The sequence below is a fragment of the Youhaiella tibetensis genome (assembly GCF_008000755.1).
GTDB classification, from domain to species: Bacteria; Pseudomonadota; Alphaproteobacteria; order Rhizobiales; family Devosiaceae; genus Paradevosia; species Paradevosia tibetensis.
This window is the reverse complement of record NZ_CP041690.1, coordinates 2,936,848-2,959,590: the sequence shown is the minus strand read 5'-3', so window position 1 is coordinate 2,959,590 and position 22,743 is coordinate 2,936,848. Positions and strand designations below refer to the sequence as shown.

The following is a 22,743-nucleotide window of genomic DNA, read 5'->3' as shown; positions in this document are numbered from 1 at the left end:
CGTTGGCGGAAAAGTGGTGTGGAGCGCTGGACAGACACAAAGACGTTTGCTAGAGAGGCGCCACGTTGGAACCGGCGGTTCAGCCGGGTGCGTAGCTCAGATGGTAGAGCAGCTGACTCTTAATCAGCGGGTCCACGGTTCGAGTCCGTGCGCACCCACCAACGTCTAAGTCCTTGATCCCATTGGCGGACCGGGCGTCTCTCCCCAAAGTGTTGCAGATGCATGCGAAGGCGCGATGACGCGCGCGAACACAATCTGAAATGATGCCGGTGGAAGCCTGGGGCTCCCACCGGAGAGGTCCGTCTACTGTGCGCCGCCGGTCTGGGCGGCCTTGTCCTTGTCGAACCACCAGACGGTGGGGAACCCGATGGAGAACTCGGGCAGGTTTTCCGGGTGGCTGAAGCGGTTCCAGCGTGCGATGCGCGAGGCGCGCAGGGTGTAGCTGGGAACCACGATATTGTGGGCCAGGAGCACGCGGTCGAGCGCGTGGGTGGCGGCCACGAGGGTTTCCCGGTCGGTGGCGAAGACGATCTTGTCGATGAGCGCGTCGACGCCCGGATCGGAAATGCCCGAATAGTTCTGCGAACCCTGCTGCTTGGCAGCCTCCGAACCCCAGAAGAAGCGCTGCTCGTTGCCGGGCGACAGCGTCTGGCCCCAGCCGCTATAGACCACATCGAAATCGTAGGTGCGCAGGCGGTTGATGAACTGGGGCGAATCGACCGAGCGCACGTTGGCGTTGACGCCGATGCTCCTAAGGTTGTTGGCGAAGGCGCTGGCCACCGGCTCGATGGTAGGGCCGTTGAGCAGGATCTCGAACGACAGCTGGTTGCCGTTGGCATCCTGGAGCTGGTTGCCATTGAGCTTGTAGCCGGCTTCGCCGAGCAGTTGCAGGGCGTGCCTGAGATTGGCGCGCAGCTTGGTTGAATCGCCTGCGACGGGGTTGGCGAAGGGCGTGGTGAAGACGCTGGCGGGAATCTTGTCCTTCACGCTCTCGAGGATTTCGAGTTCCTTGCCGGTGGGCAGGCCTGCGGGTGCGGCCAGTTCGGTGCCGTAGAAGAAGGAGCTGATGCGGCTGTACTGGCCGTAGAAGAGGGTGCGGTTCAGTTCCTCGAAGTCGAAGGCGTAGTTGAGCGCTTCGCGCACCCGCTCGTCCTTGAACTTTTCCTGGCGCAGATTGTAGATGAACCCCACCATCACGCCGCTGTCGCGATAGTTGTTCTCGAACATCTCCTGGATGACGCGCCCGTCCTTGACGGCGGGGAAGTCGTAGCTGGTGGCCCAGCGCTTGGCGCGGTTCTCGTCCCACCAGTCGAACTGGTCGCCCTTGAAGGCTTCGAATTCGACGTCGGTGTCGCGGAAATACTCGTAGCGGATCTGGTCGAAGTTATCCTGGCCGATGTTCACCGGCAGGTTGGCCCCCCAGTAGTTGGGGTCGCGCTCGAAGGTGAGAGTGCGGCCGGCAGTGAAGGATTTGATCTTGTAGGGGCCTGAGCCGACAGGGATTTCGAGCGTCGAAGCGCCGATGTCGCGCTGCTTGCCGCTGGCGTCCTTGCCCTCCCACCAGTGCTTGGGCATCACGGGGATTTCGCTCATGATCAGGGGCAGTTCGCGGTTGCCGGTCTTGTCGAAGGTGAAAGTCACCTCGCCGTCGCCGGTGATCTCGGCGCTTTTGACGTCGGCATAGTATTGCTGGCGGGTGGGGTTGAGCTCGACGAGCTTGTTGAAGGACCACACCACGTCCTCGGCGGTGACCGGCTCGCCATCCTGCCATTTGGCATTGGGGTTGAGCTTGAAGGAGACCGACGAATAGTCGGGCGGGAAGGCGATGGACTCGGCGAGAAGCCCGTATTTGGTGAAGACCTCGTCGCTCGAGGGCGTCATCAGGGTTTCGTAGACAAGGCCCATGCCCACCGCCGGTTCGCCCAGGGGCAGGATGGGGTTGAAGGTGTCGAAGCCCCCCTCGGACGACAGGCGCACCAGGCCGCCCTTGGGAGCGTCCGGGTTGACGTAGTCGAAATGGGCGAAGCCATCCTTGTATTTGGGCTCGCCCATCATCGAGACGGCGCTCATCCAGGGGCCATGTTGTGCCTGCGCCAGCGCGGGCACGCTGAGCAGAGCCGCCATGGCGAACCCGGCAATCGAGACGAGGGCCTTCATGTCATTTCACTCCCTTGGGCTATTCGCCCTGATTTTAGGACGGAACAGGCGCGGCACAACAGGGGCCGGCCGGTCACACCGCCGCATCGAAGGCCGCCGACATCAGCGCCCTGGTATATTCGCTCTGCGGGGCGGCGAAGATCTGTTCGGCGCTGCCGCTCTCGACCACCTTGCCGCCCTGCATGACGATCACGTCGTTGGCGAGGGCGCGGATGACGCGCAGGTCGTGCGAGATGAAGACATAGGTGAGGCCGCGCCGGCGCTGCACGTCACGCAAGAGGTCGACGACGCGGGCCTGCACGCTCATGTCGAGGGCCGAGGTCGGCTCGTCGAGGACGATGAGGCTGGGCGCCAGCACGAGGGCGCGGGCGATGGCGATGCGCTGGCGCTGGCCGCCGGAAAACTCGTGCGGGTAGCGGTGGCGCGCCTGCGGATCGAGATCGACCTCGACCAGCGCCTGGGCGACACGCGCCTCGCGTTCGGCCGGCGAGAGGGTACGCTCGTGGACCTTGAGCCCCTCCTCGATGATGTCTCCCACCGACATGCGCGGGCTGAGCGAGCCGTAGGGGTCCTGGAACACCACCTGCATGTTGCGGCGCAGGGGGCGCAGTTCCTTCCAGCCAAGGTTCTGGATGTCCTTGCCCAGGAAGACGATGCGCCCGTTCGAGGAAATGAGGCGGAGGAGGGCGAGGCCCAGGCTGGTCTTGCCGGAACCCGATTCTCCGACGATGCCCAGGGTCTGGCCCTTGCGGACGCGTAGCGAGACGTCATCGACCGCCTTGAAATGGCCGACGGTGCGCCGCAGCAGGCCGCGCCGGATGGGGAACCAGACGCGCAGGTTGTCGGCTTCGACGACGGTCTCGGCGCTCTCATCGGTGGCGGGCGCCCTGCCAGTGGGCTCGGCGGCGAGGAGGTGCCGCGTGTATTCGTGGCTGGGGTGGGCGAAGATTTCGGCCGTGGGGCCGCGCTCCACGATCTCGCCCTGCGTCATCACGCAGGTTTCGTCGGCGAGGCGGCGGACGATGCCCAGGTCATGGGTGATGAAGAGCAGGGCCATGCCCAGGCGCGCCTGGAGGTCCTTGAGGAGCGCCAGGATCTGGGCCTGGACGGTCACGTCGAGCGCTGTTGTCGGCTCGTCGGCGATGAGCAGGTCGGGCTCGTTGGCCAGGGCCATGGCGATCATGACGCGCTGGCGCTGGCCGCCGGAAAGCTGATGGGGGAAAGCGGCAAGGCGCTGCTCGGGGTTGTCGATGCCGACCAGGCCAAGCAGCTCGATGGTGCGGGCGCGTGCCGCCGTCCGGCCCATGCCGCGATGGAGGCTGAGGACTTCCCCGATCTGGTGCTCGACCGTGTGGAGCGGATTGAGCGAGGTCATCGGCTCCTGGAAGATCATCGAGATGGTGTTGCCGCGCACGCCGCGCAGCCGGCGCTCGTCGATAGCCAGCAGGTCTTCCCCGTTAAAGAGGATGCGCCCGGTCGGGTGCGACGCGGCGGGATAGGGCAGGAGCTTGAGGATCGAGAGGGCGGTGACGGACTTGCCCGAGCCGGATTCCCCGACGATGGCGAGCGTCTTGCCCTTCTCGATGTCGAAGGAGACGTGCTTGACGGCGTCGAGCACCTGCTCGCCATTGGTGAAGCGAACCGAGAGATCCTGGACGGAGAGCAGCGGGCCGGTCATCCGAAGGTCTTTCGCGGATCGAAGGCGTCGCGCACCGCCTCGCCGATGAAGACGAGCAGGCTGAGCATGAGCGAAATGGTGATGAACCCGGTGATGCCGAGCCAGGGCGCCTGCAGGTTCTCCTTGCCCTGCGAGAGCAGTTCGCCCAGCGAGGGCGAGCCGACGGGCAGGCCGAAGCCGAGGAAATCTAGCGAGGTGAGGGTGGTGACCGAGCCCGACAGGAGGAAAGGCATGAAGGTGAGGGTCGAGACCATGGCGTTGGGCAGGAGGTGCCGGAACATGATGGTGGCGTTCGAGACACCCAGGGCGCGCGCGGCGTTGACGTACTCGAAATTGCGGCCACGCAGGAACTCGGCGCGCACCACGCCCACCAGCGCCACCCATGAGAACAGCAGCAGGATGCCCAGGAGCACCCAGAAGCTGGGCGCGATCACGCTCGAGAGGATCAGCAGCAGGTAGAGCTGGGGAACGGAGGTCCAGATGTCGATGAAGCGCTGGCCGATCAGGTCCACCCAGCCACCGAAATAGCCCTGGATGGCGCCGGCGAAGATGCCGATGACCGACGAGAATATCGTGAGCGTCAGACCGAACAGCACCGAGATGCGGAAGCCGTAGATGAGGCGCGCCAGCACGTCGCGTCCCTGGTCGTCGGTTCCCAGCCAGTGCCAGTTGCCCCAGTTGCAGTTGGGGTCATCGACCCCTTGCGGGAAGCGGGCGCAGTTGACCTCGGGCGTGAGCATCCACGATGGCGGGGAGGGGACCGGTATCGAGAGGGAGTCGTCGACGGTGGAATAGGAGAAGCGGATCGGCGGCCAGAGCATCCAGCCGTTGGCGTTGATCTCGTCCTGGTTCACCTGGTCGCGGAAATTGGTGACGGCGAGGAAGCCTCCGAACTTGGCTTCGGGGTAATCCACGAAAGCGGGGACGAGCAGTTCGCCCTTGTAGAAGGCGATGATCGGCCGATCGTTGGCGATGACCTCGGCGAAGAGCGTGACCACGAAGAGGACGAGAAAGATCCACAGCGACCAGACGCCGCGCCGGTTGCGGCGGAAATTGGCGAGGCGCCGCTGGTTGATGGGGGAAAGCCGCGAGCGCGGCGGGGCCGGGGCGGCGACGACGGCGTCGGGCGGTGCGTAGGCCTGGAAGTGGAGCGGAGCGAGGCCGGCGGTGACGAAGCGCATGTCAGGCCCCGCGCTTTTCGAAATCGATGCGGGGGTCGATCCACATATAGGTGAGATCGGAGATGAGGGTGATGATCAGGCCCAGCACGGAGAAGATGTAGAGGGTGGCGAAGACGACCGGATAGTCGCGGTTGAGAACGGATTCGAAGCCGAGCAGGCCCAGGCCATCGAGCGAGAACATGGTCTCGATCAGCAGCGACCCGGAGAAGAAGGCGCCCACGAACGCTGCCGGGAAGCTGGCGATGATCAGCAGCATGGCGTTGCGGAAGACGTGCCGGTAGAGAATCTGGTTGTCCGACAGGCCCTTGGCGCGCGCGGTGGTGACGTATTGCTTGCGCACTTCCTCGAGGAACGAGTTCTTGGTGAGCAGGGTCAGCGTGGCGAAGCTGCCGACGGCCATGGCGGTGATGGGCAGCGCGAGGTGCCAGAAGTAGTCGGCGATCTTCATGGGCCAGGAGAGCTGGGCGAAATTGTCCGACGTGAGCCCGCGCAGCGGGAACCAGCTCAGGAAGCTGCCGCCCGAGAACAGCACGATGAGCAGAATGCCCACGAGGAAACTCGGCAGCGCGTAGCCCACGATGATGACGCCCGATGTCCAGACGTCGAAGCGTGAGCCGTCGCGGACGGCCTTGGCGATGCCGAGGGGAATGGAGATGCCGTAGCCGAGCAGCGTCATCCACAGGCCCAGCGAAATCGACACCGGCATCTTTTCCTTGATGAGGTCGATCACCGAGATGTCGCGGTAATAGCTCTTGCCGAAATCGAAGCGCAGGTAGTTCCAGAGCATCTGGCCGAAGCGTTCGAGCGGGGGCTTGTCGAAGCCGAACTGCTTTTCGAGCTGGGCCACGAGCTGCGGGCTCAGGCCGCGCGAGCCGCGATAGAGGGAGGCCTTGTCGCTCTCGCTGGTCTGGCCCTGGCCGGCAAAATCGCCCTGTTGGCTGCCCGAGACGCTCGAGGTCGCCGATACGGCGGTGCCGCTCATGCGGGCGATGGCCTGTTCGACAGGACCGCCGGGGGCGAACTGAACGACGATGAAAGTGACGGCCATGATGCCGAACACAGTCGGAATCATCAGCAGGAGACGTCGCAGTATGTAAGCGCTCATGCGCTCTCCAACCCTATAGTCCCGCTCGCACTTCCCGCTTCGCCGAACCCATCCGTAAGGTGCCGTGGGCTTTGCACCAAATCAACAGGCGGTGAGGGGCCGCGGCGGTTTTTGCCTTGCCTTTTTTCGTAACTGGTATGGAAGATTGTAGGAAGCAGGGAGGTTCATATGCATGTGGTGATCACGGGCGGCGCCGGTTTCATAGGCTACCGGCTGGCCGAGGCGGTTCTGGCGCGCAACGATATGGTGGACCAGAACGGGGTCCGGCGGGCCGTCGACCGGGTGACCATCCTCGACCAGGTGGCGCCCGAGCGCCCGCTGGCCGACGCGCGCGTGCGCATCGTGACAGGCGACGTCACGGAGCGGGCGGTGCTCGCCGATGCGCTCGATGGGACCCCCGACACGATCTTCCACCTGGCGTCGGTGGTGAGCGGCGGGGCGGAGGCCGACCTGCAACTGGGACTGCGCGTCAACCTCGACGGCACGCGGACGCTCCTCGACCTGGCGGCGGAGAGCGGACGCCGGCCCAAGCTGCTTTTCGCCTCCTCGCTCGCGGTCTATGGCGGGCCGCAGGCGACGCATGTGAGCGATGCGACCATTCCCACGCCGATGTCGTCCTATGGCGTGCAGAAGCTTTGCTGCGAATACCTCATCGGAGATTATGACCGCCGGCGCCTCATCGACGGGCGGGCGCTGCGCTTCCCGACGATCGCGGTGCGGCCCGGCAAGGCGAACCTGGCCAACTCCTCGTTCATATCGGCGGTCATCCGCGAGCCGCTGGCCGGGCGCGAGACCGTCTGCCCGGTGCCGGACGACGTGCCCATCGCGCTGATGTCGCCGGGCAGGCTCATCGAGACGATCCTGCAGGTCCATGACCTGCCGACCGAGACCTTCGGCTGGCCTCGGGCGCTGGTGCTGCCGGCGGTGCAGGTGACGGTGCGTGAAATGCTCGATGCCCTCGAGGAGATCGCCGGGCCCGAGGCGCGGCGACGCGTGACGTTCCGGGACGATCCGAAAGTCCTGCCGATGGTGCGCAGCTGGCCGGCGGAGGTCTCGAGCGCCCGTGCGGCCGGGCTGGGGATTACTCCCGACAGGGACGCCCGGACGTTCGTCGAGCAGTACGCGCGCGAGCAAGGGTTCGTATCGTGAAATTTTTCCCGATGGCCCCCTTCACATTTGCGCGAGGGTTCACCACATAGCCGCCAGCGGCTTTTGCCGCCTGTTTTTTGTGGGGAGATTTGCCGGATGCCTTTCGGTCTAGACTATTCGATGGTGTCCGCGTTCATCCAAGTCATCCTCATCGATCTCGTACTCGCCGGCGACAATGCCGTCGTGATCGGCCTGGCGGCAGCCGGGCTCGACAAAGAGATCCGCCAGAAGGCGATCCTCATAGGCATCATCGCGGCGACGGTGCTGCGTATCGGGTTCGCCCTCATCACCACCCAGTTGCTCTCTCTCGGCGGCGGCCTGCTGGTCGCCGGTGGCCTGCTGCTGCTCTGGGTGTGCTGGAAGATGTACCGCGAACTCACGGTCAGCCACGAGGAAGAGCACGAGGCCCAGGAGGCCCTGGCGAACGAAGACCAGAATGCCGACGGCAAGATTGCCGGCAAGGCGCCGCGCAAGACCCTGCGCCAGGCAGTCTGGCAGATCATAATCGCCGACGTCTCGATGTCGCTCGACAACGTGCTGGCCGTCGCCGGCGCGGCTCAGCACCATCTGGAGGCCCTGATCTTCGGTCTGGCGCTCTCGGTCATCCTGATGGGTGTCGCCGCTTCTCTGATCGCCGGGCTCCTCCACAAGTACCGCTGGATCTCGTGGATCGGCCTCGTCATCATCCTCTATGTGGCAGTGCGTATGGTCTATCACGGCATCGACCAGCTGCTCGGCCACACCCTGCCGGTGATCCCGTTCTTCTAGCCAACGGTTTCGTAACCAAGGCGATAGAAAGGGCGGGTTTTACCGGCTCGCTATAGGATTTGCTCACCGCCCGCGGGTAGCGTGCCGACCAGATGCAACTGGCCGGAGGGCAACCGTGACACTGGCAGCCGAACATGCGACCCAATCCGACGCGCCGCGCCAGGCGGCGCCGCGCCGGGCCGACCTGTCGGTCGAGCGCGTGAGCGGAGAAGCCTGGGACCGGATCGCCACCCATTTCGACGGCGTGTGCCAGGAGCAGCTCTACGTCTTTGCCAGGACCCGCTGGCCCTCGGTCGAGCACGAGGCGCTGCTGTTCCGCCTGCATGGCGAGGTGGTTGGCGGCGTGCTGGTCATGATCCAGCCCCTGCCGCTGCGACTGGGCGCCATCGCCGTTTCCAAGTGGGGCCCGCTCCTCAGGGACGAAGTGCGCGGGGACGCGGATGCCATCTATCAGGGCATGATCGAGGCGCTGGTCGGCGAATATGCCGACAAGCGCAAGCTGATGCTCTCGGTACTGCCGCGCGCGTCGCTGACGCCGGTCAACTCCGAATCCGAGTTTCTCTGGCAGCGCGGCTTCCGCAAGGGTTCGGCGCTACTGTTTCCCAACCGGTACATCGTCAACCTGCGCCTCACGGATGCCGAGCAGCGCAAGAGCTTCCACCAGAAGTGGCGCTATCACCTCAACAAGTCCGAGAAGCAGGAACTCGTCTTCGAGCATGCGCCCGCCTCGCGCCTGCCCGAGTTCGATGCGCTCTACCTGGCGATGACCGACCGCAAGAAATTCCCCGACCATTCGGCCTACGAAACCGTCGCCGGGCTCATGGCGATCGAGGACGAGGCGCTGCGGCCCGAACTGTTCTTCGTCCGGCAGGGGGAGGAGACGGTTGGCGGGGCCATCATCTTCAAGGCCGGCGACCGTGCCGTCTACCTTTACGGAGCCACCAACGACAGGGCGCTGCCGCTGCGCGCCGGGTACTTCATGCACTGGCACATCATCCGCTGGCTGCGCGATAACACGCGCGCCCGCTGGTATGATTTAGGAGGGACCGACGGATTTCAGGGTCTCCATCAGTTTAAGAAGGGGATGGTCGGTGACGCGGGGGTGATTGCCCCCGTGCCGCAGGTCGCCAACTTCGCTTCGGCGCCCGTACCACTGATGCTGGGACTGGGCGCGTTTGCCGCACGTGACGCAGTGCAGCATCTCCGTCGACTGGCGGACCGGATACGGTCGGATCGCGCAAAGCCTGATCAGGCGCGCAACGAGGATAGCGCATGAGCCTTTTTCGGCGGCTGGTTTCCCAATCCGCAGTCATCTTCGGAGCGCGCCTTTCTGGCGCCGGCATCACGTTCCTCGCCCAGGCGGGGATCGCGCGCGCCTGGGGTGCGGGAACTCTGGGCGAGTATCTCATCATCGTGGCCTCCACGAACCTGATCGCGATGGTCATGCCGCTGGGCTTCCAGACCATCGGGGCCTATTTCGCGTCGGAATATCGCGCCAAGGGGGACGGGCGCTCGCTGCGCGCTTTCCTGCTGCGCGCCTATGGGCACATCGTGCTGGTGGCACTGGCCGTCGGCATACTGGCCTGGCCCTTCGTCGGCTTCATCGGCGAGCCGGGCGAAGTGCTCAAGAGCCATTGGGTGCCCACGGTGGTGCTGGCGCTCAGCGCCTCGACCGTCTACGTGAGCTGCGCGGTGCTGGTCGGCCTCAAGCGGCCGCTCGCCGGTTATTTCTCGGAATCGCTCTTCCGGCCGATCGCGGCGATCTCGGCGTTTCTCATCTGCCTGGCGCTGGTGGAGCCGAGCCAGGGTTTCTCCCAGATGATGGCGGTGTTCGCCGGGCTCTGCTTCGTCATTGCGTTGGTGCAGTTCGGCTTCGTGGTGGCCACGGCGCGCAAGCTGCCGACCGATGTCGAGCCCGCGCCCGCGCAGGTGCGGCGCTGGTGGCGTTTCGCGGCGCCATGGGTGCTGATCGGCATCGCCACGGACTTCTTCTTCGATATCGACCTGCTGTTGCTCTCCGGGCATCTGAGCCGCGAGGACCTGGCCATATTCGGCGTCTGCACGCGCCTTTTCAGCCTGGTCTCGTTCGGCGTGGCGGCCGTTTATGCGGTCACGGTGCCCGACATGTTCGAGGCCGAGGCCAAGAGCGACAGGGAGGGCTTCAACCGCAAGGTCGGCGACGCCAACCTGGTGGCGACGGGCCTTTCGTTCGTGCTGTTCGTGATCATGGCCGTGGGCGGGCCGTTCGCGCTGATGCTCTTCGGGCCCAAGTTCACCGCGGGCGCAATTCCGCTGGCGCTGCTGTGCCTGGCCTCGGTGGTGCGTTCGGTGTTCGGGCCGGCCTCGCTCGTGCTTTCCATCCACGACCGGCCCTATGCCAGCCTGCCGTCAATCGGGCTGGGGATGGTAACGTTGTTCACGGCCAACCTGCTGCTGGTGCCGGTATGGGGGCTGATTGGGGCTTCCGTGGCCGCGCTCATCGCCATAACGGTGTGGTCGCTGGCGCTCTGGCGCACGGCTTACGCGGCGGCCCGCATCGACGTGTCGATCTTCCCGCGCCTCAGGGCGCTGCAAGCCGCTTCAACCAGCGCCTAGCGGCGGCGAGCCGCCCAAGGCGAATGCCGCTGTCATAGCCCTCCACCTGCTTGGTGTAGGGCTTTTCCATGAGCACGAAATCGAGCCCGAAGAGGTGCTTTTCGAGCAGGCAGACCTGCCGGTAGCCGTAGCGGCGCAGAAGGGCGAGCGAAGTCTCGTTTTCCGGGCGCACATAGGTGAAGACCTTGTGGAAGCGCCCGTTGTCGAAGGTCTCTTCGAACGCGCGCATGCCGTACATGCTCACCCGCGTGTCGCGAAACTGCGGGGCCACCCAGGACCAATAGCGGAAGAGCGAACCGAACTCGGGCCCGGAAATGATGGCGCCGGCCACCTCCTGGCGGTGGGTAACGGTCAGCACGTGCCAGGGGTCGGCCTCCATCAGCGCCTCGAGGTAGCCCGCCGAGAGGCGGCGCTTTTCGAAGGCCTTGAAGCGCTCGTTGTAGAAGGGCGACTCATCGATGACGGCGTGGAGCTGGGACACGATGAGCTTGATCTCGCCATGACGCGCCGGCCGGTGAGCGAGCAGGGCCACGCTCGACCGGGCGGCCGTCGCCTCAGGCGCGGCCACGGCGGCGTCGGTCATCGCGTCGGTCATGGCGCAGCGTCCCCCATTTGGCCAGATCACGGCGCATTCTAGGGTTTGGGGCGCGGTTGCCGAAGTACCGATTGCCAGCTCGGTTAACCGCGAGGACGTGGAGCCATAACGGTTAGTACCGATCGGCAAATCGTCCAATTGGCAAGTGGTATGCTTGCGGCCTCGCGCCAGTGATGGTTAGTAACGGCCCAAACCAACAAGATTGTCTGGGAGGAAAGGCATGAGCGAGCAACTCGTGTTTGAACCGAGCGCCGAGGCGAAGGCCCGCACCTGGGTCACCGCTGAGCAGTACGAGGCGATGTACGCGCAGTCGGTCAGCGATCCGGAGGGATTCTGGGCCGAGCAGGCCAAGCGCATCGACTGGATCAAGGCGCCCACCAAGATCAAGAATACCTCGTTCGAGTTTCCGAACGTCTCGATCAAGTGGTTCGAAGACGGCGTGCTCAACATCTCGGCCAACTGCATCGACCGGCACCTGCCGCAGCGCGCCGACCAGGTGGCGCTGATCTGGGAAGGCGATACGCCCGGCACCCAGGACCACATCACATACCAGCGCCTCTATGACGAGGTGAACCGCTTCGCCAACGTGCTCAAGGCACAGGGCGTCAAGAAGGGCGACCGCGTCACCATCTACCTGCCGATGATCCCGGCCGCCGCCTACGCGATGCTGGCCTGTGCCCGCATCGGGGCGGTGCATTCGGTGATCTTTGCCGGCTTCTCCCCGGATTCGATCGCCGGCCGCATCAACGACTGCGAGAGTGCGGTCGTGATCACCGCCGACGAGGGCCGCCGCGGCGGCAAGGCCATCGCGCTCAAGAAGAACGTCGACGACGCCCTCGCCAAGACCCCGGGCGTGACGCGCGTTGTGGTGGTCAAGAACACCGGCAATGCCGTGGCCATGCAGGACGGGCGCGATGTCTGGTACGAGGCCGAGGCGGCCAAGGTACCGGCCGAATGCCCGCCCGAGCCGATGAACGCGGAAGATCCGCTGTTCATCCTTTATACCTCGGGCTCCACCGGCAAGCCGAAGGGCGTGCTGCATACGACCGGCGGCTATATCGTCTGGACCTCGCTGACCCACCAGCTCGCCTTCGACTACCGGGAAGGCGATATCTACTGGTGCACGGCCGACGTGGGCTGGGTCACCGGGCACAGCTACATCGTCTACGGGCCGCTGGCCAACGGTGCGACCTCGCTCATGTTCGAGGGCGTGCCGAGCTATCCGGATGCGTCGCGCTTCTGGCAGGTGGTCGAAAAGCACAAGGTCAACATCTTCTACACCGCCCCCACCGCCATCCGCGCGCTCATGGGCGCGGGGCCGCAATGGGCGGACAAGCACGAGATGCCCTCGCTGCGCCTGCTCGGTTCGGTGGGCGAGCCCATCAATCCGGAAGCCTGGATGTGGTACTACAAGCACGTGGGCAAGGAGCGCTGCGGGGTAATCGACACCTGGTGGCAGACCGAGACCGGCGGCTTCATGATCACGCCGCTCCCGGGCGCCATTCCGACCAAGCCGGGTTCGGCCACCAAACCGTTCTTCGGCGTGCAGCCGGTGGTGCTGTCTCCCGAGGGCCGGCTCCAGGAGCAGACCAAGGCCGAGGGCGTTCTCTGCATCAAGGATAGCTGGCCGGGCCAGATGCGGACGGTCTATGGCGACCATGAGCGCTTCATGTCGACCTATTTCCAGCAGTACCAGGGCTACTATTTCTCGGGCGACGGCTGCCGGCGCGACGAGGACGGCTATTACTGGATCACCGGACGCGTGGACGACGTGCTCAACGTCTCGGGCCACCGCATCGGCACCGCCGAGGTCGAGAGCGCGCTGGTCGCTCACCCCAAGGTGGCCGAGGCCGCCGTGGTCGGCTATCCGCACGACATCAAGGGGCAGGGCATCTACTGCTACGTCACGCTGATGACGGGCGTGGAAGGCGACGAAGCCCTCAAGACCGAGCTGCGCAACTGGGTGCGCAAGGAAATCGGGCCGATCGCTTCGCCCGACCTCATCCAGTTCGCCCCGGGCCTGCCCAAGACGCGGTCGGGCAAGATCATGCGCCGCATTCTGCGCAAGGTGGCCGAGAACGATTTCGGCTCGCTGGGCGATACCTCGACGCTGGCCGATCCGGCCGTGGTCGAAGACCTGATCGAGCATCGCCAGAACCGCGGCTGAGCGGTCCTGCTCTTCCGAGACATGACGCCCCGGCCCGAAAGCCGGGGCGTTTTTTCTTGGCGGCTGTGGAAAACTCCAGGACCGTTCGCTCGAAGCGAACGATGTGTAGGTGGCCGGTTTTGCTGAAAAATCCGGAAACCCTACGGAAATGACAAAACTTTCATTGGCTTGCGGGGGCGAAGGCAGTTTAGCGATTGCAGGTTCCATTAACCGGAGAGCCTGCCTCATGATTTCCGATCGTCTCAACGCTTATGCGCCGCAGGCCCTTGCCGTGCTGCGCATCATGACTGCCCTGCTGTTCATCGCCCATGGCACCCAGAAGCTTTTCGGGTTCCCCGAAGCGCAGATGAGCCCGCCGCTGTTCTCGCTGTTCGGCCTGGCCGCCGTGATCGAAGTGGTCACCGGCATCCTGATCGCGGTGGGTTTCCAGACCCGCATCGCCGCGTTCCTGGCCTCGGGCCAGATGGCCGTGGCCTATTTCATGGTCCACTCGCCCAACAGCTTCTTTCCAAGCAACAATGGCGGGGATGCCGCCGTACTGTTCTGCTTCGTGTTCCTCTACCTGATCTTTGCCGGTCCGGGAGCCTGGGCGCTCGACGCGCGCGACGGCATGCGTCCCGCGACGGCCTGATGCAAAACCGGAGGTTGCGGCGTTTTGGGGCGCCGCAACCTCCGTGCATGCTCACTTGGGGGCTCTGCATGCCTCGGTGAGCATTGGTGCCGCCTGTAGACGCGACGCCGCTCAAATGGGAGGTCAACGGATGCAGTGTCCCGTAGACGCCCGCCCCAGGCATCTGACGTTCGGCGTAGACGGCAAAAGTGATGGCCCGCGCCAGCGCGCCAGCAATATTTCCGTTGCACAATCCCCAGACAAGCCCAACACTGGTCGATCATGGGGGCTCGGTTTTGGACCAGGACGGCCTGCTCAGACTTGTCGGTGCCATTTACGCCGCTGGCGCGGACCCGCAATTATGGCCCGATACTCTCAAAGCCATCACCGATGCCATCGATGGAAATGAAGCCGTTCTCGGCGGGGCCAATCCGCAAGTCCTGCCATGGGTGGTAGCGCCCCGAACCGACCCTGAATACCTGGCGTCCTACGGCTCTTACTATCATGTGCGCAATCCTTTCGCCAAAGCGGTCAACAGAACGCCGCCCGGTGGAGTGCTCATGGACTATGAGGCGGTCGGGGAAGATTTCTACGACAGTGAGTTCTTCAACGACTGGTGCTTGCCCCAGGGGTTCCGTTCGGCCATGTCGACCACGCTGATGCTCGAAGGCGTGTTCGCGGTGAACCTGGTGGTAAACAGCTCCGACCCCTTCGAAGACGACGCGGTGCGCACGTTCCGCACGCTCGTGCCGCATATGGCCAATGCCTTCCACCTCAACCAGCGGCTCGCCATCAGCCATATCGAGCGCTCGGGGTTGGCGGTGGTGCTCGGGGCCATCGGGCATGCCGCGTTTCTGGTCGGCGAGGAAGGCAAGGTGTTCTTCGCCAATCCGCTCGGCGAGGCGCTGCTGGCGCGCAACGATTGCCTGACGCTGCGCGAAGGCGCGCTCGAAACGACAGGGCTCGACAGCACGCGACGTCTCCACCGGCTGATCCACGGCTGCGCGCGGCGCGAAATCGGGGATGCCGGCGGCAACGTGTCGGTGGGGCGCGCGGGTGGCCGCTCGCCGGTCAAGGTCGAGGTCGTGCCGTTCAGCGCGCAGGTGTTCTGGCCGATGTCACGGCCGCCCGCGGCGCTGCTCATCGTCAAGGACCCCGAGCGCAAGCTGGCGCGGCGGCTGCGGGTGATCGAGGAGCGCTTCGGGCTGACGCCCGCCGAGGCCGCCTACGCCGTCGAAGTGATCAAGGGCGACGGGCGCGAGGCTGCCGCCGCGCGGCGCGGCATCACGCTGGGTACGGGGCGCACGCACCTGACCCATATCTTCGAAAAGACTGGCGCCCGCCGGCAGGCCGAACTGGTGCGCCTCCTGATCGAGAGCTGGCAGGAAGCGGGGGAGTGAGCGTTAACGATTCTGCCGCAATGCTGGGGCACGGTGGCGCGAATCACCCCGGAGACGCTCATTGCCCGCTAAATTCCTTCGCCCCCTGATCGCCGGGCTCGCCCTCGCCCTCATGGTTCCCGCGATCAGTGTCGCCGCCTCGCTCGAGCAGATGGCCGGGCAGATGATCATCGTCGGGTTCAAGGGCGACAGCGTCAAGGACAAGTCCGTCATTGCGGTCCGCAAGGCCGTTGCCGATGGGCGCCTGGGCGGATTGATGTACCTCAAGTACAACGTGGCGAGCCTTTCAGCCGTCAAGGCGATGAACGAAGCCTTCAAGGAAGCTTCGCCCGACCTGCCGCCGTTTCTCACCCTCGACCAGGAAGGCGGGGCGGTCGAGAGGCTGACCAAGGACGTTGGCTTTTCGGAAATCCCCAACGCCAAGACTGTGGCGGCGCGCAACGATCCCGCCGGGGCGCAGGCGCTCTATGAGGCCATGGCGAGGGATGTGGCGGGGCTGGGCTTCACGGTCAATTTCGGGCCGGTCGTCGACCTCGACATCAATCCCAAGAACCAGGTGATCACCAAGTTCGGCCGCGCCTACGGCAAGGATCCCAAGACCGTCGAGGCCTACGCGCTGGCCTTCATCAATGCCCACCATGCCGAGGGGGTGCTGACTTCGCTTAAGCATTTTCCCGGGCATGGGTCGAGCACGGCCGATAGCCATGAAGGCTTCGTGGATATTTCCAGGACCTGGTCGCCCACCGAACTCGAGCCCTATCGGGATCTTCTCGCCCAGGGGTACGACGACTTCGTGATGGTGGGGCACCTCTACCACAAGGATTATGACGGCGGCGGCAAGCGCCTGCCGGCGTCGCTTTCGCCGGACTGGATCACCGGGGTGCTGCGAGGCCAGCTCGGCTACAACGGCGTGGTGATCAGCGACGACCTTGAGATGGGGGCCATCCGCAAGCGCTTCACGCTCAAGGAAACGGTGGTGCAGGCGGTCAATGCCGGCATGGACGTGCTGCTGTTCTCCAATACGGCCGCCTACGATCCGGCGCTTGGCGATGAAATCCTCGCCATCCTGGTCAGCGAGGCTGAAAAGGACCCCAAGTTCGCTGCCCGCATCCAGCAGAGCTACGAGCGGATCGTGGCACTCAAGCACAGGATCGGAGGCTGACAGCGGACGAGGCTTGCAGGTCGCGAGCCGTTCCGATATTAAGTCAGTATTGCTGACCTAATATTGGTTCCATCCATGTCGCCCGCGCTCCTGGCCGCTTTCCTTGCGGCAGCCATCCCGTCCTTCTTCACGCCGGGGCCGAACAACCTGATGCTCATGGCCTCGACCGCCCGGTTCGGGCTGGCGCGCACGATTCCCATGGCGGCGGGCATTTGCCTGGGCTTTCCGCTGATGGTGCTGGTGATCGGGTTGGGCCTGTCGGAGGTCTTCGTCCAGTATCCCTGGCTCAAGAGCGTGCTCAAATACGTGGCGGCCGCCAATTTCCTGTGGATGGCCTGGCAGCTCCTGGGCCTCAAGATCGGGGAATCGCAAGGGGCCGACAGGCCACTGGGGTTCTTCCAGGCGATGCTGTTCCAATGGGTCAATCCCAAGGCGTGGGCCATGGCGGTTTCGCTGGTGGCGCTGGTGGTCGATCCGGGCGAAAGCCGTGTGTTGACGCTGGTTTTCGTCACGCTGGGTTGCCTGGCGCTCAGCCCGTTCTCCTCGTTCCTCTGGATGGTTTTCGGCCGGCAGCTCGATCGCGTGCTCAAGCGGGCGGGCCTGGAGCGCTTCCTGGGCGCAATTCTGGCCGCGCTGATGATCGTGGCCGTGGTACTGTTCCTTCTGTGATCCCGACGCTATAGACTGTCACATTGCCGTCGCCGTGCCGCGGCAAGTTTTGGGCCGGAATAAGGGGCAGATTCGTATATGGCTGAGACCCGAGAGGTGAGGCGCGTCCGAGCGCTGTTCATATCCGACGTGCACCTCGGCATGCGCCCGACCCGCGTGGGTCAGCTCATCGAGTTTTTGCGCTACCACGACGCGGAGACCATTTACCTGGTCGGCGACATCCTGGACGGTTGGCGCCTGGCCAAGTCGTGGCACTGGCCCAACGAATACAACGTGCTCACCCAGATCCTGCTCGACAAGGCCGCCGCGGGCGCCAAGGTGATCTACCTTCCGGGCAATCACGACGAGTTCCTGCGCGAGTATCTGGGCACCTATTTCGGCGAGGTCGAGTTCGTCGACCGCACCGTGCACACGACCGCGCAGGGCAAGACCTATCTCGTCATCCATGGCGACCAGTTCGACGTGGTGGTGCGGCACGCCAAGTGGCTCGCCTATGTGGGCGACTGGGCCTACCGCTTCGCCCTGCGCGTCAATATCGTCATCAACTGGGTGCGCCGGCGCCTGGGGCTGACCTATTGGTCGCTCTCGGCCTGGGCCAAGCACAAGGTCAAGAATGCCGTCTCGGTGATCGGGCGCTTCGAGGAAGCGCTATCGCTGGAAGCGCGCCAGTCGGGAGTGGACGGGGTCATCTGCGGGCACATTCATTATGCCGACATGCATGACAGGTTAGGTATCCACTACATCAACACCGGCGACTGGGTCGAGAGTTGCACGGCGATCGTTGAGAACGCGGATGGCGCGTTCGAGCTGATCAAGTGGACGGGCATCCAGCAGGAAGGCCGGCGTTTCCGGAGGCGCAAAGAAGCGACATGACCAGCCTGCTCATCGTCACAGACGCATGGTACCCGCAAACAAATGGTGTGGTGCATAGTCTGGAGGCGGTGGGCAACACGCTCAAGTCCGAGGGCTACAAGGTGCAATACCTGACGCCCGAGCGCTTCTGGACGGTGCCGATGCCGACCTATCCCGAGATTCGCCTGTCGCTGGCGCCGATCGGGGCCGTGGCCGAGATCATCGGGCGAATGATGCCCGACCATATCCACATCGCCACCGAAGGGCCGCTGGGGCTGCAGGCCAAGTTCTTCTGCGTCGAGCGCGGACTGGCCTATACGACGAGCTACCACACGCGCTTCCCCCAATATGTTTCGGCCCGCGTGCCGGTGCCGACCGAATGGAGCTACGCCTATCTGCGCTGGTTCCACTCCGGCGCCGCCGCCACGCTGGTGCCTACGCCCAGCATCGTCGCCGAACTTGCCGAGCATCAGTTCGAGAACCTGCGCGTCTGGTCGCGGGGCGTGGATACGTCGCGATTCCACCCAGGCGCGAAGACGGAGTTCGCCGGCCTGCCGGGGCCGCACCTGCTCTATGTCGGACGGGTGGCGGTGGAAAAGAACGTCGAGGCGTTCCTGCGCCTGCGCATGCCGGGTACCAAGATCGTGGTCGGCGATGGGCCACAACTGCCCGAACTGCGCCAGGCATTCCCCGAGGCGGTGTTCCTGGGCAAGAAGCATGGCGAGGAACTGGCGGCGCTCTATCGCAGCGCCGATGTCTTCGTCTTTCCCAGCAGGACCGATACCTTCGGGAACGTCGTCATCGAGGCGCTGGCGTCGGGCGTGCCGGTGGCGGCCTATCCCGTGGCAGGGCCTGTCGACATCCTGACAGACACGGCAGCGGGGGCGCTCGATGAGGACCTGGAGGCGGCGGTGACCCGCGCCCTCACGCTCTCGCGCGAGGCGGCACGTCAGCACGCGGCGCGCTTCACCTGGGCGGCGGCGGCGGAGCAGTTCCGCTCGGCGCTGGTGCCGGCTTCGAGCTGGCGCGACGAGGCGGCCTGAGGCGCCTGCGCTCAGGCCTGTCCGGGCGAGGTGTAAAGCGGCTCAAGCGTCTTCTTGAGCGCGTCGATGCTGGCCTTGTCCCAGCCTGGCGGATCGAGAATCGAGACCCAGCAATCGATATAGTCGCGTGGCGCATAGACGTGGCCATGGCCCATGGGCGAGGTCTGCGACAGGGCCATGTCGAGCGCCAGCTGCAGGAAGGTCACCACCGGGTACCAGGCGAGGTCTGGCGAGACGTCCGGCCCGCGCTCTCCCTCCAGCCAGGCCGGGCGCCGGTAGAAGGCGTCGTAGGAGAAGAACACCACCGGATCGCTGGCATATTGCAGGAAGACGATCCGCATCGGCCCCCATTTGGCGCCGGGGATATCGACGGCGTTGGTCTGGTTGTTGAAGCGGATGCTGGCGCCGTTGCGGAAGCGCGGCAGCCATTCGGGCGAGCCGGGTTCGCGATTGGCCGTGGCCCAGCTCCAGGTGGGGCTGGAGAAGGGTGGGCCGGCCCAGAGCGCACCCTGGTAGGGGTCGCCGAGCACGTCGTAGAGTTCGGTCGAGCCTTGCGAGGCTAGCGTGCCCAGGCTCAGGCCGTGGAGATAGAGCTTTGGGCGGTGGTCGCGCGGCAGGGTGGTCCAGTAGTCGTAGACCGCCTTGAACAGCGCCTGCGCCGCGTCGGTGCCGTAGGTCGGCTCGATCACGAAGGAAAGGGGGCTGGTGAGGTAGGAGTATTGCAGGGCCACGCTCGCCACGTCGCCGGCCTGGAGATATTCGAGCGTGTCGACGGCGGGCGGGTCGACCCAGCCGGTGCCGACCGGCATGATGACCACCAGCACCGAGCGCTCGAAGCCGCCGACGCGCTTTAGTTCATCGAGCGCCATCTGCGCGCGTTGCTCGAGCGTGGGGGCCGAGCGCAGGCCGACATAGACGCGCAGCGGCTGCATGGCCGGCCGGCCGATGACCTCCTGGATTTTTTCCTTGCTGGGGCCGGTCTCCACATAGACGCGCCCGTCGCGCCCGATCGTATCCCAGGCGACGAGGGACGCCGAACTGCCCGAGGCCAGCGGATCGGTCGGGGCGGGGGTGGGGTTCATCTGGAATTGCAGGGCATCCAACCGCTCGAAGAACGTGTCGGCGGCGCGCAGGGCGTTGCGGAGCAGGAGGCCGTTGAAGAGATAGGCGGTGAGCACGCCCACGATGACGATGCTGATGACGAAAGCCACGCGTTGCGGCACGTAGCGGCGCAGCCAGCGCGACACCAGCGAGACGCCATAGGCGATGATCGAGCCGATGGCGATCAGCAGGACGGCGGGGACGATGGCCACCAGGGCCACGTTGATGGGGTGGGCGCTCTCGACCGGAGGCATGTCCATGACCTTGCGGACCGAGTTCTGCCAGCCGGTATTGAGATAGAGCGAGATCAGCGCCACCACGATGCACAGCACCGCGGCCGAGAGCTTGATGATGAGCGAGACGCGGCCCGGCGGCAGCTTGAGCTCCATGTATTCCCAAAGCCATCCGCCCAGCGCGCCGATGCCGTAGCCGATGGCGAAGGAGGCGCCCGAGAGGATGCCCTGCAGCACGAAATCGCGCGGCAGCAGCGACGGGGTGAGGGAAAGGGCGAAGAGCAGGGTGCCGATCAGCAGGCCCGGCGTGGACAGCGTGGCGCGAAAGCGTTTGATGAGGCTGGCCACCGGGTTACTCCATCTCTCAAGGACGGGAATTCCAAGGGGATGGAAGCCTTTAGCGGCCTGCTCGTCAAGCGGGCACTTGCGAGCAGGCCGGCAGCCGGTCAGACACGGGCGCCCAGCATCTCGAGATAGTGGACGTTATACATCAGGCCCACGATGTTGCCGAAGGGATCGAGCACCGCGGCGCCGACGAAGCCTTCGCCGAATTCGCGCACCGGCTCGTGGATGGTGGCGCCCATCGCGACCATGCGGGCGAGCGTGCCTTCGAGGTCATCGACGTGCCAGTAGGCCACAACGCCGCCTGGGCCCTGCGGTGCCGCAGCCGCGCCGAGCGTGCCGAGGTAGCGGGCGTCGAGAATGCCCAGTTCGTGCTGGTGGTCCCCGATGCGGAATTCGCAATAGCCGGGACGGTCGAAATAGGGTTCGAGCCCGAGCAGTTCGGCATACCAGGCCTTGGCGCCTTCGTGGTCGAGAGCCTGGTAGCGGATGGTGGAAAGGCCGCGCAGCGGGTTGGTCATGTCTGTCTCCTCGATCTGGTGGGGAGAGGCTAGGGCAACGGGCCTCCAGATTTTGTCAGCAGCGCCAGGCGAGGGCAGCTACCATTCTTCTTGCATGGTGCTCGGCTTTGCGCGTACCTCACGATCCGGGCGGATTCCCCCGCCCGGAGCACACCTCATGTCGGCGTTTCTCCGCCTGCCGGGCCTCACCCCCGAGCTGCGCGCTTCGTTCTTTCACTTCTTCTCCTATGCGGGTGGAGCAGTAGCCTCGGTCTATTTCGGCATCTGGCTGCACGAAAAAGGCATGACCAACGACCAGATTGGCATCATCAACGCGATGCCGGTGCTGGTGATGCTCATCATCAACCAGTTCATCGGCCGGATCGCGGACCGCGCCAGCGACTGGCGGCAGGCGCTGGTGATCATGGCGCTGCTGGCGGGTACCATCCCCATCGGCATGCTGTTCGTGGACAGCTTCTGGGGCATCCTGCTGATCTGGACGATGCTGACCATTCCCGCCGGGCTCATCCCATCGGTGCTCGATGCGGCCACGCTGCGCATGACGCAGCGCAACGGCACCGATTTCGGTTTCGTGCGTGCCTGGGGCACGGTGGGCTATACCTTCTGGGCGGCGCTCGCCGGCCTGCTCATCGCGCGCTTCGGCAGCGCCGCGTTCATGCCCATCTTCGTCGTCGTCTGCCTGGCGCGGGCCGGTGTGGCGCTGCAACTGCCGCGGTTCCGCGGCGAGAAGCGCGAGCCGGTGGTGTCGCAGGTCAAGCCGCGCGCCAGCCGGCTGCGCGAGGTGCTCAAGCCGTGGTTCGTGCTGCCGATCGTGGCCTTCGCTTGCCTCCAGGCCACGCACTCGATCCTGGGTTCGTTCGCGGCGCTGATCTGGAAGGACAACGGCATCTCGGAAGCCTTTATCGGCCCGCTCATCGCCACCGCTCCGGCGGCGGAAGCGGCGATGATGTTCGTCTGGCGGCGTTTCGGCGGCCGGGTTTCGGCTCGCCACATGATCCTCATCGCCACGATCGCGTGCATCGTGCGCTGGTCGCTGATGGCGCTCAATCCGCCGGTCTGGGCGCTGTTCTTCCTGCAGAGCATGCACGCCTTCACCTATGCCCTGGGCTATTTCGGGCTGGTGCACTTCATCGCCAACTGGACGAGCGAGGATATCGCTGCCCAGGCGCAGGGCTTCGCGTTCGTCGTGCAGCAGGCGCTGGTGGTGGTGACACTGCTCGGCTTCGGCTGGGCGGTCTCGAGCATGGGGGCGCATGCGTTCTTTTTCGCCGCCGGGTTCGGGGTGGTGGCGCTCTGCTGCGTGGTGACCTCGCTCATGCTCAAGCCGACGAAAAGCGAAATGGCCGCCGCGCACTGATTGAGTTTTGCGCGGGAAACCGGCATAGCTCGAATCCGGGCGGATCCTCTCGCCCGGA

The 22,743-nt window shown here is 65.0% G+C and carries 19 protein-coding genes and 1 tRNA gene; 13 read left to right on the top strand and 7 right to left on the bottom strand.

Going from position 1 to position 22,743, the window contains the following annotated elements:
- Positions 1-85: 85 nt before the first annotated feature.
- A tRNA-Lys gene (locus tag FNA67_RS14445) sits at positions 86-161 on the top strand.
- Between the two features lie 142 nt (positions 162-303).
- Here FNA67_RS14445 and FNA67_RS14440 read toward each other — a convergent pair.
- From FNA67_RS14440 to FNA67_RS14425, 4 genes are all read right to left on the bottom strand, one after another.
- Complete coding sequence (locus tag FNA67_RS14440) at positions 304-2,157, bottom strand: extracellular solute-binding protein (RefSeq protein ID WP_147656503.1); 1,854 nt, start codon at positions 2,155-2,157, stop codon at positions 304-306.
- 73 nt (positions 2,158-2,230) lie between these two features.
- Complete coding sequence (locus tag FNA67_RS14435; RefSeq protein WP_147656501.1) at positions 2,231-3,835, bottom strand: ABC transporter ATP-binding protein; 1,605 nt, start codon at positions 3,833-3,835, stop codon at positions 2,231-2,233.
- On the bottom strand, positions 3,832-5,016 hold the full coding sequence (locus FNA67_RS14430; protein WP_049705823.1) for an ABC transporter permease: 1,185 nt from the start codon (positions 5,014-5,016) through the stop codon (positions 3,832-3,834). Before FNA67_RS14430 ends, FNA67_RS14435 begins: the two co-directional genes overlap by 4 nt.
- A gap of 1 nt (position 5,017) precedes the next feature.
- Positions 5,018-6,121, bottom strand: coding sequence for a microcin C ABC transporter permease YejB (locus tag FNA67_RS14425; protein ID WP_049705822.1), 1,104 nt, complete (start codon positions 6,119-6,121; stop codon positions 5,018-5,020).
- Positions 6,122-6,289: 168 nt separating this feature from the next.
- On the opposite strand from FNA67_RS14425, the gene denD reads away from it, so the two are divergent.
- The 4 genes from denD to FNA67_RS14405 all read left to right on the top strand — a co-directional run bounded on the left by denD (position 6,290) and on the right by FNA67_RS14405 (position 10,633).
- Entirely contained in the window at positions 6,290-7,270 is a 981-nt protein-coding gene (gene denD / locus FNA67_RS14420) for a D-erythronate dehydrogenase (protein WP_147656499.1), read from the top strand.
- Between the two features lie 96 nt (positions 7,271-7,366).
- Complete coding sequence (locus FNA67_RS14415) at positions 7,367-8,038, top strand: YjbE family putative metal transport protein (RefSeq protein ID WP_049705821.1); 672 nt, start codon at positions 7,367-7,369, stop codon at positions 8,036-8,038.
- A 115-nt stretch (positions 8,039-8,153) separates the two neighbouring features.
- Complete coding sequence (locus FNA67_RS14410; RefSeq protein ID WP_147656497.1) at positions 8,154-9,314, top strand: lipid II:glycine glycyltransferase FemX; 1,161 nt, start codon at positions 8,154-8,156, stop codon at positions 9,312-9,314.
- Entirely contained in the window at positions 9,311-10,633 is a 1,323-nt protein-coding gene (locus FNA67_RS14405) for a lipopolysaccharide biosynthesis protein (RefSeq protein ID WP_147656494.1), read from the top strand. Before FNA67_RS14410 ends, FNA67_RS14405 begins: the two co-directional genes overlap by 4 nt.
- Here FNA67_RS14405 and FNA67_RS14400 read toward each other — a convergent pair.
- Entirely contained in the window at positions 10,599-11,228 is a 630-nt protein-coding gene (locus tag FNA67_RS14400; RefSeq protein WP_147656492.1) for a GNAT family N-acetyltransferase, read from the bottom strand. The two genes, FNA67_RS14405 and FNA67_RS14400, sit on opposite strands and share 35 nt — an antisense overlap.
- A gap of 220 nt (positions 11,229-11,448) precedes the next feature.
- Here FNA67_RS14400 and acs point away from each other — a divergent pair, with 220 nt between their 5' ends.
- The 7 genes from acs (at position 11,449) to FNA67_RS14365 (ending at position 19,131) form a co-directional block, all read left to right on the top strand.
- Positions 11,449-13,395 carry an acetate--CoA ligase gene (gene acs / locus FNA67_RS14395; RefSeq protein WP_147656490.1) on the top strand — a complete coding sequence of 649 codons (1,947 nt, stop codon included), beginning with the start codon at positions 11,449-11,451 and terminating at the stop codon, positions 13,393-13,395.
- Positions 13,396-13,621: 226 nt separating this feature from the next.
- Positions 13,622-14,026 carry a DoxX family protein gene (locus FNA67_RS14390; RefSeq protein ID WP_147656488.1) on the top strand — a complete coding sequence of 135 codons (405 nt, stop codon included), beginning with the start codon at positions 13,622-13,624 and terminating at the stop codon, positions 14,024-14,026.
- Positions 14,027-14,301: 275 nt separating this feature from the next.
- Positions 14,302-15,405: a helix-turn-helix transcriptional regulator gene (locus FNA67_RS14385; protein ID WP_049705815.1), complete on the top strand. Its 1,104-nt coding sequence runs from the start codon at positions 14,302-14,304 to the stop codon at positions 15,403-15,405.
- 61 nt (positions 15,406-15,466) lie between these two features.
- Positions 15,467-16,567: a glycoside hydrolase family 3 protein gene (locus FNA67_RS14380; RefSeq protein ID WP_147656486.1), complete on the top strand. Its 1,101-nt coding sequence runs from the start codon at positions 15,467-15,469 to the stop codon at positions 16,565-16,567.
- 75 nt (positions 16,568-16,642) lie between these two features.
- Positions 16,643-17,236: a LysE family translocator gene (locus FNA67_RS14375; protein WP_147656484.1), complete on the top strand. Its 594-nt coding sequence runs from the start codon at positions 16,643-16,645 to the stop codon at positions 17,234-17,236.
- A 78-nt stretch (positions 17,237-17,314) separates the two neighbouring features.
- Entirely contained in the window at positions 17,315-18,109 is a 795-nt protein-coding gene (locus FNA67_RS14370; RefSeq protein WP_049705813.1) for a UDP-2,3-diacylglucosamine diphosphatase, read from the top strand.
- Positions 18,106-19,131: a glycosyltransferase family 4 protein gene (locus FNA67_RS14365; protein ID WP_147656482.1), complete on the top strand. Its 1,026-nt coding sequence runs from the start codon at positions 18,106-18,108 to the stop codon at positions 19,129-19,131. The genes FNA67_RS14370 and FNA67_RS14365 overlap by 4 nt, the downstream gene beginning before the upstream one ends.
- Before the next feature lie 11 nt (positions 19,132-19,142).
- On the opposite strand, the gene FNA67_RS14360 is transcribed toward FNA67_RS14365, so the two are convergent.
- Both FNA67_RS14360 and FNA67_RS14355 read right to left on the bottom strand, forming a co-directional pair.
- Positions 19,143-20,813 carry an alpha/beta hydrolase gene (locus tag FNA67_RS14360; protein WP_049705811.1) on the bottom strand — a complete coding sequence of 557 codons (1,671 nt, stop codon included), beginning with the start codon at positions 20,811-20,813 and terminating at the stop codon, positions 19,143-19,145.
- Between the two features lie 98 nt (positions 20,814-20,911).
- Positions 20,912-21,328, bottom strand: a complete 417-nt coding sequence (locus FNA67_RS14355) for a VOC family protein (RefSeq protein WP_049705810.1) — start codon at positions 21,326-21,328, stop codon at positions 20,912-20,914.
- Positions 21,329-21,485: 157 nt separating this feature from the next.
- Here FNA67_RS14355 and FNA67_RS14350 point away from each other — a divergent pair, with 157 nt between their 5' ends.
- Positions 21,486-22,685 carry an MFS transporter gene (locus tag FNA67_RS14350; protein ID WP_170267319.1) on the top strand — a complete coding sequence of 400 codons (1,200 nt, stop codon included), beginning with the start codon at positions 21,486-21,488 and terminating at the stop codon, positions 22,683-22,685.
- The last annotated feature ends 58 nt before the right edge of the window (positions 22,686-22,743 follow it).

Excerpts from the sequence above, each read along its gene's own strand:
- FNA67_RS14440 (WP_147656503.1), bottom strand. The coding sequence starts at position 2,157 with ATGAAGGCCCTCGTCTCGATTGCCGGGTTCGCCATGGCGGCTCTGCTC.
- FNA67_RS14435 (WP_147656501.1), bottom strand. The coding sequence starts at position 3,835 with ATGACCGGCCCGCTGCTCTCCGTCCAGGATCTCTCGGTTCGCTTCACC.
- FNA67_RS14430 (WP_049705823.1), bottom strand. The coding sequence starts at position 5,016 with ATGCGCTTCGTCACCGCCGGCCTCGCTCCGCTCCACTTCCAGGCCTAC.
- FNA67_RS14425 (WP_049705822.1), bottom strand. The coding sequence starts at position 6,121 with ATGAGCGCTTACATACTGCGACGTCTCCTGCTGATGATTCCGACTGTG.
- denD (WP_147656499.1), top strand. The coding sequence starts at position 6,290 with ATGCATGTGGTGATCACGGGCGGCGCCGGTTTCATAGGCTACCGGCTG.
- FNA67_RS14415 (WP_049705821.1), top strand. The coding sequence starts at position 7,367 with ATGCCTTTCGGTCTAGACTATTCGATGGTGTCCGCGTTCATCCAAGTC.
- FNA67_RS14405 (WP_147656494.1), top strand. The coding sequence starts at position 9,311 with ATGAGCCTTTTTCGGCGGCTGGTTTCCCAATCCGCAGTCATCTTCGGA.
- FNA67_RS14400 (WP_147656492.1), bottom strand. The coding sequence starts at position 11,228 with ATGACCGACGCGATGACCGACGCCGCCGTGGCCGCGCCTGAGGCGACG.
- acs (WP_147656490.1), top strand. The coding sequence starts at position 11,449 with ATGAGCGAGCAACTCGTGTTTGAACCGAGCGCCGAGGCGAAGGCCCGC.
- FNA67_RS14390 (WP_147656488.1), top strand. The coding sequence starts at position 13,622 with ATGATTTCCGATCGTCTCAACGCTTATGCGCCGCAGGCCCTTGCCGTG.
- FNA67_RS14375 (WP_147656484.1), top strand. The coding sequence starts at position 16,643 with ATGTCGCCCGCGCTCCTGGCCGCTTTCCTTGCGGCAGCCATCCCGTCC.
- FNA67_RS14370 (WP_049705813.1), top strand. The coding sequence starts at position 17,315 with ATGGCTGAGACCCGAGAGGTGAGGCGCGTCCGAGCGCTGTTCATATCC.
- FNA67_RS14365 (WP_147656482.1), top strand. The coding sequence starts at position 18,106 with ATGACCAGCCTGCTCATCGTCACAGACGCATGGTACCCGCAAACAAAT.
- FNA67_RS14355 (WP_049705810.1), bottom strand. The coding sequence starts at position 21,328 with ATGACCAACCCGCTGCGCGGCCTTTCCACCATCCGCTACCAGGCTCTC.
- FNA67_RS14350 (WP_170267319.1), top strand. The coding sequence starts at position 21,486 with ATGTCGGCGTTTCTCCGCCTGCCGGGCCTCACCCCCGAGCTGCGCGCT.